The sequence below is a fragment of the Arthrobacter sp. BG3 genome (assembly GCF_056680185.1).
In genome coordinates, this window is the sequence record NZ_CM155270.1 from 813,215 (window position 1) to 826,052 (window position 12,838).

Here is a 12,838-nt window from a genome sequence, read left to right on the forward strand (position 1 = left end):
GCCCCCTGCGGGATTCCCTGCAACGTCCCTCGGGGAAGAAGTCCTCGGGAAAAGTCCTCCGGGCAAGAAGTCCCTGGGAAAAGTGCAGCAACCCTTTCATAACAGCCGGAGCCCGGCTAATGTCTTTCGGGTGACTATCGAAACCCCTGGAAATACTGCCCCCGGTCGCCCGCACACCGCCATCGATGCCGTCGCCGATGCGTTCACGGACACCCTGATCCGGCTTAACCCGAGCTTCGCCACCGAGCTCGGGCTCCCCGGGCACGAGACCGAGTACCAGGACTTCTCGCCCGCCGGGATCGAGGAGTTCGCGGTGGCCGCACGCGAGACTCTCGCCGCGCTGGACGGCCTGGAGCCGGCGGACGACGTCGACGCCGTGACCCTGGACGCCATGCGCGAGCGCCTGGGCCTGCAGCTGGAACTCCACGAATCCGGCTGGGACCTGGCCGAGCTGAACAACATCGCCTCCCCCGCCCAGGAGATCCGCGCGATCTTCGACCTCATGCCGATGGACACCGCGGCGCAGTGGGAGCACATCGCGGGCCGTGCGCACAACGTCCCCGCCGCCCTGGACGGCTACATCGTGTCTCTGCGCGCAGCCAAGGAGGACGGCAAGGTTTCCGCCGCGCGCCAGGTGAAGATTGTGATCGAACAGACCACCAGGCACGCCGCCGAGGACGGCTTCTTCGCGAAGCTGGCTGCCGAAGCCAAGACCGCGGAGGGCCCGCTGCCCGAGGACGTGCAGTCGAGGCTCGACGCCGGAGCGGCCGCGGCGCGCGTGGCATACTCCCGGCTGGCCGGCTTCCTGGAGTCCGAGCTGCTTCCCGTCGCCCCGGAGAAGGACGCGGTGGGCGTCGAGCGCTACGCGCTGGCGTCCCGCGTCTTCCTCGGCGCCGCGGTGGATCTGGCGGAAACGTACGCGTGGGGCGTGCAGGAACTGGACCGCCTGATTGCCGAACAGGAGCGTGTGGCCGGGGAGATCCGGCCCGGCGCCACGATCGAGGAGGCCAAGGAGGTCCTCAACAACGACCCCGCCCGGCAGCTCAAGGGCACCGACGCCCTCCGGGCCTGGATGCAGGAGCTCTCCGACAAGGCCGTGGCCGACCTCGCAGGCGTGCACTTCGACATCCCGGACGTCATGAAGACCCTGGAGTGCAGGATTGCCCCGACCGATGAGGGCGGCATCTACTACACGGGGCCGTCGGACGACTTCAGCCGCCCGGGCCGCATGTGGTGGTCGGTGCCGCCGGGAGAGGACACGTTCACCACCTGGGCCGAGACCACCACGGTCTACCACGAGGGCGTTCCGGGCCACCACCTGCAGGTGGCGACCGCCACCTACCGCCGGGAGCTGCTCAACAAGTGGCGCCGGAACGTCTGTTGGACCTCCGGGCACGGCGAGGGCTGGGCACTCTACGCCGAGAAACTGATGCAGGAACTGGGCTACCTCAAGGACCCGGGAGACCACATGGGCATGCTGGACATGCAGCGCATGCGGGCCGCCCGCGTGGTCTTCGACATCGGCGTCCACCTGGAACTGGAGATGCCCGAGCGTTGGGGCTCCGGCACCTGGACTCCGGACAAGGGCTACGCGTTCCTCACGCAGAACCTCGCGATCAGCGAAGGCCAGCTCAACTTCGAGTTCACCCGCTACCTCGGCTGGCCGGGCCAGGCGCCGTCGTACAAGGTGGGCCAGCGGCTCTGGGAGCAGATCCGCACCGAGCTCGAATCCCGCCCGGGTTTCGAACTCAGGGCCTTCCACACCAAGGCGCTGAACATCGGCTCCGTCGGCCTCGACACCCTCAAGCGCGCCCTGCTGCAGTAGGCCTCCGCCGCGGGGAACCGCGGCCCCAGGTTCCCGAGCGGGAGACAATCGCCACATCAGGGACTGGAATAACTTCACAAACGGGTAGTCTTCCGGCGTAATCCCCGGGAGTCCGCGGCCGGACCCGGAAAGCTGCCCCGTAACATTTCTCAACATCCGTTCGCCGTGATACTCGTGGCGGTCCTAGCGTGTTCCGGTGAGCACTCAGACAAGCACCCCCGCACCCGCCGGAAAGACCGGCTTCCAGCTGCCCAAGTGGGCCGGCTCGTTCGGCTTCCAGATCATCGCCGCCCTGATCGTGGGCCTGGGCCTCGGCCTCCTGGCCAAGTACACGGGCAGCACCAAGACGAGCCCCAACGCCCTGGGCGCCACTTTGCAGACCATCGGCTCGAGCTACGTCTCGCTGCTGCAGACCGCCGTCGTGCCCCTTATCTTCACTGCCGTCGTCAGCTCCATCTCCAACCTGCGCGCCGTCTCCAACGCCGCCCGGCTGGCCTGGAACACGCTGCTCTGGTTCGCCATCACGGCGCTGATCTCCGTGATGATCGGCATCGGACTCGGCGTGTTCCTGCAGCCCGGTGCCAACACCGGCATCACCCAGGAGGCCAAGTACGCCGGCAAGTCCGGCGACTGGTGGGCCTTCCTGACGGGCCTGTTCCCGAAGAACTTCCTCGGCCTTGGCGCCAGCACCACCGTCACCGAGGGCGTCGCCAGCACCACGGTGAGCTTCAACGTCCTGCAGATCCTGGTGATCGCGGTCGCCGTCGGCATCGCGGCGCTGAAGGTGGGCAAGGCCGCCGAGCCGTTCCTAAACCTCAACGCCTCCGCCCTCGCCGTGATCCAGAAGGTCCTTTGGTGGATCATCCGGATAGCCCCGATCGGCACCGTCGGCCTGATCGGCAATGCTGTGGCCATCTACGGCTGGGACACCATCGGCTCCCTGGGCAAGTTCACCTTCGCGATCTATGTGGGTCTGGCCCTCGTGCTGTTCGTGGTCTATCCGGTCCTGGTCCGCACCCATGGCCTGTCCGTCAAGCAGTACTTCTCCGGCGTCTGGCCGGCGGTGCAGCTGGCCTTCGTCTCCCGCTCCTCGGTGGGCACCCTGCCGCTGACCCAGCGCGTGACCGAACGCAGCCTGGGCGTCCCCCGTGCCTACGCCTCGTTCGCCGTGCCGCTCGGTGCCACCACCAAGATGGATGGCTGCGCCGCGATCTACCCGGCCATCTCGGCGATCTTCGTCGCCCAGTTCTTCGGCATCCAGCTCGACTTCACCCAGTACCTGCTGATCGCCCTCGTCTCCGTGCTCGGCTCCGCGGCGACCGCCGGCACCACCGGCGCCGTCGTGATGCTGACCCTGACCCTCTCCACGTTGGGACTGCCGCTTGCGGGCGTCGGGCTGCTGCTGGCAATCGACCCGATCCTGGACATGGGCCGCACCGCCGTCAACGTGGCCGGGCAGGCACTCATCCCCACCATCGTGGCCAAGCGCCAGGGAATCCTCGACGAGGCGCTGTACAACGCGCCGCGCACCGGTGACCCGTTCTCCGACGAAGTCGACGGCACAGTCGACGGCACTGTCGACGACTCCGGCACCGCCGCCGTCGACCCCTCCGCTGCCGCTGCCCCCACAGCGTCGCCGGAAGGCCGCGAACTGGCCGGCGCCAAGGCGTAACTGCCTGCACCAGGCACGACCAAAAAGAAGTCCCCGGGAACCTCCCGGGGACTTCTTCGGTTGTGCCGCGTCAGGGTCGGCGGCGAAGCGGGGGCTAGTGTCCGCCTCCGCCAATCACGCCCTTCTCGACGGCCTTGGTGACGGCGTCAGCCTCGGCCTGGGTGAGCGTGCCGTCGGTGACGGCCTTGTCCAGCCTGGTCTTCAGTTCCGCAGCGCGGCCGGTCTGGGCCGCGGTCCGCAGCTCCTCCAGGGCCGTCGTGACCTTGGCTTCGTCAATCCCCAGCGACGCCGCCAGCGACTTCGCCAGGGCCGCGTCCATCGCGGCGCGGTCCGGCTTGGTGCCTTCGGCCGGCGGGGTCGTGGGTTTGTTGGCCTGGCGGAAGGCCTGCAGGGCCTCGGTCACCTTGGCCTCGTCAACGCCGAGCTTGGCAGCCAGTGCGGCAGCCTGGGCGGCGCCGTGCTCTCCGCCGCGGCCGGGTCGGTGGCCGCCGCGCATGCCCTGACCGTCGGTGGTGCCGGTCGTCGTGTCCGCCGAGGCGCTGGAGCTGGGGGTGGGGGTCGGAGTGGTGGCTGCCGACGCCATCCCGGTGACTCCAAGGCCGGCGCCCAAGGCGAGCGCCCCGGCCGAGATGGCGAGCGTTATTCTCTTCGTACGTGACATGTGCTGTCTCCTGGTCTGCAGCATGGTGCCCGCTGCGATTGGTTACTGTCTCTTCCAAGACGTAGCTCAAGTCTCCACCAGCCCCTTCTGCGGGAGCTGTCCGGAACCTTTCATCTTCCTGTGAAGGGTTGCGAGTGACACGATGGCCGAGATACGCGGCCGTTTCCCGCCAACGTTCCCAACTGGAAAAACTTGCCCTGAGTGCAAACATGCACGTAGTGTAATTGCGTGTCCGCTTCCAGTCCGCTCCGCGCAGCCACGCCCCCGGCGTCCGGCACCCCGCCCGAGGCGCCGTCGCGCCGTGAGCTGAATAAGGCGGCCACCCGCCAGGCGATCACCGCCGCCGCCTTGGCGCTCCTCCGTTCCAACGGCCCCGGCAACTTCACGGTCGAGGACATCGCCGACGCCGCCGGCATCTCCCGCCGCACCTTCTTCAACTACTTCGGCAGCACCGAAGCCGCCATCGCCGCCGTCACCTTCGGCTTCCTGGACACTGCGCTTCAGCAGTTCCGGCTGCGGCCGGTCGGGGAACCTTTCCTGGAATCCGCCCGGGCCGCCCTCGTGGAACTCGCAGATCCGATGACCGTCGCTCCGCTGGCCGAGCTGTACAGCCTTGGCCAGGCCAACCCGCAACTGAGCAGGTCCGAGCTGGAAGCCTGGGACCACTGCACCGCCCAAATCATCTCCGCGGCCCGCGAGCGCTTCAGCGCCGGCGGCGGCGTCGAACTCGATGAGCTGTACCTCCGCGCGCTGGCCGGCTCTGTCATCTCCTGCGGCAAAGCCGCGATGGACGTCTGGTTCGCCCGGTGCGGCGGATCCCTGACGCCGGAATCCCTGTCCACCCTCCGGCAACTCCTGATCGATTCCATGAGCATGCTGGGCTCCGGGTTCGCCCGCCCCGGCATTGTCCAGGCCGCCCAGACAGCCACCCCGGCCGCCCACCCCACCGCCTCCCCTTCCCCAGATCGGCACTGACATGGCCCTACTGCTTTACCGCCTCGGCAAGTTTTCCTACCGCCACCGCTGGCTCGTCATCTCCGTCTGGCTTGCCGTCATGGTCGCCGTCGGTGGCGCGGCAGCCGCCTTCCACGGCACCCTGTCCAACAACTTCCAGATCCCGGGCACCGAAACCCAGCAGATGGCGGACAAGCTGAAGAAGGAGCTTCCCTCATCCTCCGGCGGTTCCGCCAGCGTGGTGTTCGAAGCCAACGACGCCCGGTTCAGCCCGGCCGGCCAGGAAGCCGTCACGGCCGCCCTCGCCAAGCTCAAGACCCTTCCGGACGTCCAGGGCACGGTTGATCCCTTCGCCACCCAGGCCCAGCTGGACAAGGCCGCCACAGACCTCGCCGCCGGCAAGGAGCAGTCCGCTGCGGGCAAAGCCCAGCTGGACCAGGCCGCCGCAGACCTCGCCGCAGGTAAGGCCAAGCTGGACGCTGCCGAACAGCAGATGACGTCTGCCGGACTGCCGCCCGCTGCGATTGAGGCCCAGCTCGGCCAGCAGAAGGCAGCCCTCGCGGCAGGCCAGGCCAAGATCGACGCCGGCACCACAGAACTGGAAGCCGGCGAAGCCAAGCTGGCCCTTGGCACCCGGCAGCTGGAGGCGTCCAAGGGCCTCCGCTTCGTCTCCGAGGACGGCAAGGCCGCGATCGCGCAGATCCAGTTCAAGACCTCCATCAACGGGCTCAAGCCCGAGGTCCGCCAGGAAGTCCAGGACATCGTCAAGGAGGTTTCCGCCGCCAACGTGACCGCGCTGCCCAGCAAGGAAATCAGCGAGGACATCTCCGAACTCTTTGGCACCGCCGAGATCCTCGGCATCGCAGTGGCAGCACTGGTCCTGATCATCATGCTCGGGACCCTGGTCGCCGCCGGGCTTCCGCTGCTGATGGCCGTCGTCGGCGTCGCCGTCGGTGTGGGTGCCACCTTCGCCCTGAGCGGGGCCTTCGACATGAGTTCCATCTCCCCGATGCTGGCGCTCATGCTGGGCCTCGCCGTCGGGATCGACTACTCCCTGTTCATCGTCAACCGGCACCGCGGGCAGCTGCTCTCCGGCATGGAGCCCGAGGAGTCCGTGGCCCTGGCCACCGGCACCTCCGGCAATGCTGTGCTTTTCGCCGGCCTGACCGTCATCATCGCCCTCGCTGCCCTCGTCGTCCCGGGCCTTCCGTTCCTGGCCGTCATGGGCCTCTCCGCCGCCGCCACGGTGGCCGTCGCCGTCGTCGTCGCCCTGACCCTGACGCCGGCTGTGCTCTCCCTCGTGGGCCGGAAACTGATCTCCAGGCGGGCCTGGGCCAAGGCGGACAAACACAATGCCGCTCCGGGCCACGAAACCGAGGACCGCGCCAGGGACGAATACCGCAGCAGCCACGGCTGGGGCGGCATCGTCACCAAGCACCCGTGGCTGGCCCTGCTGGCCGGCGTGGCGCTGCTCGGTGTCTTGGCGCTGCCGGCCAGCCAGCTCCGGCTCGCCCTGCCGGACGCCAGCTCCGAGCCGGTCTCCTCGCAGGCCTTCAAGGCCTATGACGTCACCAAACGGAGCTTCGGCGAAGGGATGACCGGCCCGATCATCGTGGTGGGCGACCTCCCCGCCGGACTCAGCGAAGCCGACGCGAAGGCCAAGCAGTTCGACGTCGCGGACATCCTGCGCGGGACCGAGAATGTCAGCGCCGCCGTGCCGCTGGCCCTGAGCGAGGACCGCCGCACTGCCGTGTTCCAGATCATCCCGAACGAAGGCCCGGCCAGCGCCAGCACCGTGCAGGTGGTCTCCGAGCTCCGCGCCGAAAAGGGCCAGATCAAGGACAGCACCGGCGTCAGCATCGGGCTCACCGGACAGACCGCCGGTAACGTCGATGTGTCCACCAAACTCGGTGCCGCGCTGCCGCCGTACCTGGCGATCGTGGTGGGCCTCTCGCTGATCCTGCTGCTGCTCGTGTTCCGCTCCATCTGGGTGCCGCTGCTGGCCACCGGCGGATTCCTGCTCTCGCTCGCCGCCGCGTTCGGCGCCGTCGTCGCGGTCTACCAGTGGGGCTGGCTGGGGACCATCTTCGGCGTGGAGAACCCGGGCGCCGTGCTGAGCTTCCTGCCGATCATCCTGATCGGCGTGCTGTTCGGCCTGGCCATGGACTACCAGGTGTTTATCGCCTCGGGAATGCGCGAGTCCTACATGCACGGCGAACCGGCAAAGCATGCGGTCCGCTCGGGCTTCAGCCACGCAGCCGCCGTGGTCACGGCGGCTGCGATCATCATGGTCAGCGTGTTCTCGGGCTTCATCTTCTCGCACCTGAACATGGTCCGGCCGCTTGGCTTCGCGATGGCCTTCGGTGTCCTGATCGACGCGTTCGTGGTCCGCATGACGATCGTCCCGGCCGTGATGTACCTGCTTGGTGAAAAGGCCTGGTGGCTCCCGCGCTGGCTGGACCGCATCCTCCCGGACGTGGACGTCGAAGGCGCCAAGCTGCGCAAGCCGACCCGCGCCGTCGCGGCCTCACCCGAGGCTGAGCCTGAAACGGTCGCCGCACGCTAGCGTCCGCCGTCGACACGCAACTGCCCGCTGATCACACGATCGGCGGGCAGTGTCGTGTCCGGCGCCCTGGCTTGCCGGCAGAGTCAGCGATTGCGGTAGTAGTCCTTCCAGACCAAGCGATGAAGAGGGATCTTCCGTGGCAGCGACCTCAGACCGGGGATGAACGGCAGGAGGGTCAGCAATGCCGTGAGCACCAGCATCGTGACCACGACCAGGGCATCGGCATTAGGAGCGGACTTGAACGGTTCCACCTGGTAAAGGAGCGAGAAGAGCCACAGCCAGGACTGCCCCGGAGTATCGCCGGTTTCGTTCATCACGCCCCACTGATCCCCGGAGAGGTGCTGGCTTGCCGCAAGACCCGGGAAGTAGCTGCCGTCCCCCAGAAACAGGAGGCTGCGCGTGTAGTCCATGTTGTAAAAGTTTCCGCCGTTCTGCAGCACGCCGTCCAGACTGCCCTGGCGGGCCATGTCCAGCAATGCCCCGGTCAGCGCAGGGGCCGGGCCGTAGTCGCCGTCGGCTACCTTGGCGGGGTCGTTGTCGGGCGCAGCGGCGAGGGCGACGGAATAGGCAGCTGCCCAGTCCGAGCGCTGCTGATCGGTGGCGGCCGTCCAGAGTGCAAGGTCAGCTGGCGGCGACGGCAGCGTTGCCAGCGGGGCGATCACGAAGTCGTTGGCGTTATCGACCGGAAGGCGGACGCCGGAGAGGCTTTGAAGGTCAACGGGGCCGATCTTCTGCGATGCGTCCGGCGTCGAGTTGTAGGGCGGACCGTAGCCCGCGCTATCGCTGGTGCCGGCAAGTTCCTTAGTTGCAGTGGCAACGAAATCCGCCGGGGCGGCCGTGGCCCACGCTTTGAGGCTGACGCTTGGCTCATCAGGGGACCCGAAGATTGCGGAGACGCCAAACACGAGCAGGCCGACGACCACGACACCGATGATCAGTTCCTTGATCAGGTCATATTCGCGGACGCTGCCCGTCCAGGGCCGGCTGGCAAGGTCGTCCGTCTTCCGCCAGGAGATGCTCCCGCTTTTCCTGGTCATCGCACTGCGTCCCGGGATTCGGTGGACTCCGGGCGATTGTGAAGCAGCTGGGCGTCGGACTCCGCGGCCTCAAGCGGCGGTGCAACGCCGTGGACCCGGACCAGCAGGACATGCAGGACCACCACCGCTCCCACGGCCAGAGGCAATAGCGTGATGTGCCAGGTGAAGAGCTGTCCGACGTTGGCCACATTGAACCACGCGCCCACTCCGACCGCGTTCAGCGCATCCTTCGCTTCGAAGGCAATCCACTGGGAATCGAAGTTCGTCTGGAGCAGGTACCCGGTGAAGGCCGCCACGATCGAAACGACAAAGGAGATCACTCCCGTGATCCAGGTCAGGACCCGGCCCCCGCGCCAGGCCGCCATCCAGAATTTCAGCCACAAGTGCACCACCATGAAGATGAAGAACAGTTCCACGCTCCACAGATGGGTGCTATTGACAAAGCTCCCCAGCGAGGACACGTGATACCAATGGGGTCCGTTCAGTCCCAGCACGATTCCGGAGACGATGATCCACAGCAGGGAAGCGATGGCCCCCATGCCGAAGACGTACGCCCAGGACGCCACGTAGCTTGGCTGATCCTCGGGCAGGAGCTTGTCCGCAGGAAGCTTCTTCAGGAGCCACCGGCGGGCCCTGCCGGTCAAGGTGTGGGCGTCAGTTTCATCGGCCGGCGTACCGGGCCGCGGTGTGGCACGGGCGCTCATTTCCGCCCCTTCCCGCCGGGAAAGGGAAGGACCAAGGCCAGAACGAACAGGATGATCATCACGACGATCACTATCAGGTTTCCTGACTGGATCGTGAAGCCGTCCCAGCCAAAATACGTTCCGGCACCAACCGTGCCAACGCTTGCCACTAGCCATCCGGTCATGGGCTGCTCGATTCTCCATAGGATCCCCGTTCAACTCCACCACGCGCAAACATCCACTGACAGGGTCTTCTGCCCCGACCAAGGCCCCTGTTGGGACTCCCGGGTCAATCCGCGAGGGACCGGAAGGCCAGCCCCCTCGGACATCTACGAGAAACTCGGCTGGTTTTCCCAGCGAACGTCAAGGTTCGCCCACTCATAATGGACCGGAGCTCCGGTCAACCGCTATTTGACCGGAGCTTCGCTATTTGAGCGGGGTATCGCGCGGCGCCTCATAAAGTCCGGCGGCCGTCAACAGTTTCCCGGAGTGCGCTGCCGCCGCGATGACACCGGATACTTCCTTTCTGAGGCAGCAGCCGTGTTTGATCCCGAATTGGATAATTTCGCGTGCACTCCGGCCGCTCCACTATGAAGAAGATGCACGAAGTCGACACCTGGATTTTGGGCCGTAAGGCTTTGGACCACCAACCTTCGGGCACCTTCTGGAGCGCGTATTGATGCCCACCCCCTGAAAGGAAACCTCTTGCCAGTGCTGCCGCCGGATCAGGCGAACTCGTTTCTCCGCGGTGAACGCGGCTTTGTTCCCTCCAAAGATGGTCTTCACCGTGTTCTCCCCCGAGCCGTCCACGGGGTTCAGTTCCCCCGAGATATCGAGGAGTGAGCCGAAAATTTCCGGCCTCTTGGCCGCGGATGAGAGGGCGCGTTCGCCGCCGTTGGAGTCCCACGCTATGGCCCACTGGGTACGGCCGGTGGCACCGTGGAGGTTCTTGCGGACGTAATTGACGACGTCGGTTGTGACATCCCGTGGCGGATCGGACGCGGCAACAGCACTGGGCGCACGAGCAGGTAGAGCGCCGCCAGCGCGGAGGGAGCATAGCTGGCGTAGAGCAGTGACTGGTCGACGATGCACGCCAGTCATCACGGACGCTGGGGATCTGGATTCCCAGCCGGCAGCCATCTTCAGCCGCTATCATCAGCGGCGGGGACCGGACGGGAAGTCCGGGATTGGTAAAGCGGTGTCACCGCCCTGGCGCTCCGGAGGACCCAATTCCGGCGGGACGGCAGCCGCGCAATGTGGTCGGGAAGTGCCATGGAAAAATTCATTCTGGCTCTCAACATCATTGACGGGCCCTTGATCGTCGCGTCATACGTGCTCAGCATCGCCCTCTGCGCCCTTCTCCTGGTGCGGCGCGCGCGCAGGCCGATGGCCATGACAGTACTCTCGGGCGCAGCCGGCGCCGCGGTCGGGGCCGTCACCTTACTGGTGGCGGAGCGTATCATGCATGCATTCGGTGGTCCCCTCGGGTGGCCCGTGCGCATCTGGGCCATGGCGTTCTTCGCGGGTCTCGGCCTCTGCGGCGCAAACCTCCGCGCCTCCGGTACTTGGCGCAAGGTGCTCGCAGCCGTGGCGGCTCTCAGCTTCGCGGCCACCGCGGCCTTAGGAATCAACGCATATTACGGACTGAACGCGACCCTGGCCTCATTCCTGGGGGTCTCCCTCGCCCCGAGGATTGACCTGGGACCGGCGGCACCCCGTGCCGCCGCACCGCAGAAGCCCCTGTGGGAGACCTGGAAGGCGCCTGAAGGAATGCCCTCCGAGGGTTCAACGGCCCAGGTCGTCATCCCGCCGCAGATCTCCGGGTTTTCCTCCCGCCCGGCGGGACTGTACCTGCCCCCGGCAGCACAGGTCCCCAACCCTCCGGCCCTGCCGCTGGTGGTTCTGATGATGGGACAGCCCGGCGATCCGGACCCCCAGCATGCCGCCGAGGTCCTGAACGACTACGCCGCACACCATGACGGACTGGCGCCGATCGTCATCGTTGCCGACCAGCTTGGCGACCCCCTGGTCGACAATCTGTGCCTCGACTCACCCCTTTTCGGACGTCCGGAAACCTTCATCAACCGCGACGTGGTCGACTGGGCACGAAGCCACCTGAACATCATTGACAACCCGAAATACTGGACCATCGCGGGCTATTCCCATGGCGGCCAGTGCGCCATTTCCTTCGCCGCCAAGTACCCCTCGATCTGGGGCAACGTTTTGGACATCTCCGGGGAGGAATACCCCGGTGCCGAGAACCCCGAGACCAACCTCCGCGAAGTGTTCGGCGGCAACCAGGCAGCCTACGACGCCGAAAAACCAGTCAACATCCTGAAGCAACAGAGGTATCCCAATACCGCGGCCATCTTCACGGCCTCCACCGACGACCCCGTCTACCTCGAGGCTGCCCGTCATGTTTCGGCAGCAGCAGCTGCCGCGGGAATGGCCGTCACCTATTACGAGGTCCCTGACGGGGGACACGGAATCGCGGCGCTGAACGGTGGCCTGAACAAGGGATTCGAAGTCCTTTTCCCCCGGCTCGGGCTCTCCCGGCCCTCCCCGTAGGCGCAAGGCGGCGAGCGACGGCGGACCGGCGCCGTCGCGTTCGACAAGCTCAGGGCCCACCCACAGCAACGCGGGGTCACCTAGCGCCCATAATCCGCCGCCGGATGGGCCGGAAGTGACCCCGCGTTGCTGTGCCGCGGTGAACTAGGCTGGAGCGGTGACCCGCCTCATTCTTGCCTCCCAGTCCCCCGCCCGCACCAAGCTGCTGACCGACGCCGGCATCCGGCACGAGATCCTCGTCTCCGATGTGGACGAGGACGCCGTCCAGGCCCGCTACGGCGTGACCGACCCGCACGACACCGCCCTGCTCCTGGCCCGGGCCAAGGCCGAGGCCGTCGCTTCCCTGCCCGAAGCCGACGGTGCGCTGGTGATCGGCTGCGACTCGGTCTTTGAATTCGACGGCGAGGCGCACGGCAAGCCGTACACCGCCGAGGTCGCCAGGGAGCGGATGCTGCGGATGAGCGGCAGCAAGGGTGTGCTGCACACCGGCCACTGGCTCGTCGACTGCCGCGACACCGAGGACTCCGATGAATCCGGGGAGGCAGGTTCCGGCGCGACCCTCGGGCATGTCACCTCCGCCGAGGTCCACTTCATGGAAATGAGCGCCGAGGAAATCGACAGCTACATCGCGACCGGGGAGCCGTTGCAGTGCGCCGGCTCCTTCACGATCGACGGCTACGGCGGGGCTTTCATCCGCAAGGTCGACGGCGACCCGCACGCCGTCGTCGGGCTTTCCATTTCCACCCTCCGCGGGCTGCTGGGCCAGGCGCAGGTGGGCATCACCGAACTGTGGACCACCGGCGCCGCGGATCCCGCACTGCTCCGGGCTGAGTGAGCTAATTCGCAGACCTTTGTAGCAACCCTACAAAGGC

At 66.8% G+C, this 12,838-nt stretch carries 10 protein-coding genes; 6 read left to right on the forward strand and 4 right to left on the reverse strand.

Annotated elements, in window-relative coordinates:
- Positions 1 to 130 precede the first annotated feature (130 nt).
- Both AC1MFL_RS03670 and AC1MFL_RS03675 read left to right on the forward strand, forming a co-directional pair.
- Positions 131 to 1,825 carry a DUF885 domain-containing protein gene (locus AC1MFL_RS03670; RefSeq protein ID WP_479813513.1) on the forward strand — a complete coding sequence of 565 codons (1,695 nt, stop codon included), beginning with the start codon at positions 131 to 133 and terminating at the stop codon, positions 1,823 to 1,825.
- A gap of 196 nt (positions 1,826 to 2,021) precedes the next feature.
- Positions 2,022 to 3,497 carry a dicarboxylate/amino acid:cation symporter gene (locus AC1MFL_RS03675; protein WP_479813514.1) on the forward strand — a complete coding sequence of 492 codons (1,476 nt, stop codon included), beginning with the start codon at positions 2,022 to 2,024 and terminating at the stop codon, positions 3,495 to 3,497.
- A 94-nt stretch (positions 3,498 to 3,591) separates the two neighbouring features.
- Here the strand turns inward: AC1MFL_RS03675 and AC1MFL_RS03680 are convergent, their stop codons facing one another.
- The gene (locus AC1MFL_RS03680) at positions 3,592 to 4,158 is read right to left on the reverse strand and encodes a hypothetical protein (protein ID WP_479813515.1); all 567 of its coding nucleotides are present in this window, start codon (positions 4,156 to 4,158) and stop codon (positions 3,592 to 3,594) included.
- Between the two features lie 228 nt (positions 4,159 to 4,386).
- Between AC1MFL_RS03680 and AC1MFL_RS03685 the strand changes: the two genes are divergently transcribed.
- Together AC1MFL_RS03685 and AC1MFL_RS03690 are read left to right on the forward strand one after the other, a co-directional pair.
- On the forward strand, positions 4,387 to 5,133 hold the full coding sequence (locus AC1MFL_RS03685) for a TetR/AcrR family transcriptional regulator (protein ID WP_479813516.1): 747 nt from the start codon (positions 4,387 to 4,389) through the stop codon (positions 5,131 to 5,133).
- A 1-nt stretch (position 5,134) separates the two neighbouring features.
- A complete protein-coding gene (locus AC1MFL_RS03690) occupies positions 5,135 to 7,678 on the forward strand; it encodes an MMPL family transporter (RefSeq protein ID WP_479813517.1) in 2,544 nt (847 codons plus the stop codon).
- 83 nt (positions 7,679 to 7,761) lie between these two features.
- Here AC1MFL_RS03690 and AC1MFL_RS03695 read toward each other — a convergent pair whose 3' ends face one another.
- Genes AC1MFL_RS03695 through AC1MFL_RS03705 form a run of 3 tightly spaced genes read right to left on the reverse strand, consistent with a single transcriptional unit; the run spans position 7,762 to position 9,583 of the window.
- Positions 7,762 to 8,715, reverse strand: a complete 954-nt coding sequence (locus tag AC1MFL_RS03695) for a hypothetical protein (RefSeq protein ID WP_479813518.1) — start codon at positions 8,713 to 8,715, stop codon at positions 7,762 to 7,764.
- Entirely contained in the window at positions 8,712 to 9,419 is a 708-nt protein-coding gene (locus AC1MFL_RS03700) for a cytochrome b N-terminal domain-containing protein (RefSeq protein ID WP_479813519.1), read from the reverse strand. The genes AC1MFL_RS03695 and AC1MFL_RS03700 overlap by 4 nt, the downstream gene beginning before the upstream one ends.
- The gene (locus AC1MFL_RS03705) at positions 9,416 to 9,583 is read right to left on the reverse strand and encodes a hypothetical protein (protein WP_479813520.1); all 168 of its coding nucleotides are present in this window, start codon (positions 9,581 to 9,583) and stop codon (positions 9,416 to 9,418) included. The genes AC1MFL_RS03700 and AC1MFL_RS03705 overlap by 4 nt, the downstream gene beginning before the upstream one ends.
- A gap of 1,087 nt (positions 9,584 to 10,670) precedes the next feature.
- Between AC1MFL_RS03705 and AC1MFL_RS03710 the strand changes: the two genes are divergently transcribed.
- Positions 10,671 to 11,966, forward strand: a complete 1,296-nt coding sequence (locus AC1MFL_RS03710; RefSeq protein ID WP_479813521.1) for an alpha/beta hydrolase — start codon at positions 10,671 to 10,673, stop codon at positions 11,964 to 11,966.
- Between the two features lie 157 nt (positions 11,967 to 12,123).
- Positions 12,124 to 12,801, forward strand: coding sequence for a Maf family protein (locus AC1MFL_RS03715; protein ID WP_479813522.1), 678 nt, complete (start codon positions 12,124 to 12,126; stop codon positions 12,799 to 12,801).
- Positions 12,802 to 12,838: the final 37 nt, after the last annotated feature.

Bases quoted from the DNA above. Each gene is read 5' to 3' on its own strand.
- AC1MFL_RS03690 (WP_479813517.1), top strand. From the start codon at position 5,135: ATGGCCCTACTGCTTTACCGCCTCGGCAAGTTTTCCTACCGCCACCGC.
- AC1MFL_RS03680 (WP_479813515.1), bottom strand. From the start codon at position 4,158: ATGTCACGTACGAAGAGAATAACGCTCGCCATCTCGGCCGGGGCGCTC.
- AC1MFL_RS03710 (WP_479813521.1), top strand. From the start codon at position 10,671: ATGGAAAAATTCATTCTGGCTCTCAACATCATTGACGGGCCCTTGATC.
- AC1MFL_RS03700 (WP_479813519.1), bottom strand. From the start codon at position 9,419: ATGAGCGCCCGTGCCACACCGCGGCCCGGTACGCCGGCCGATGAAACT.
- AC1MFL_RS03705 (WP_479813520.1), bottom strand. From the start codon at position 9,583: ATGACCGGATGGCTAGTGGCAAGCGTTGGCACGGTTGGTGCCGGAACG.
- AC1MFL_RS03695 (WP_479813518.1), bottom strand. From the start codon at position 8,715: ATGACCAGGAAAAGCGGGAGCATCTCCTGGCGGAAGACGGACGACCTT.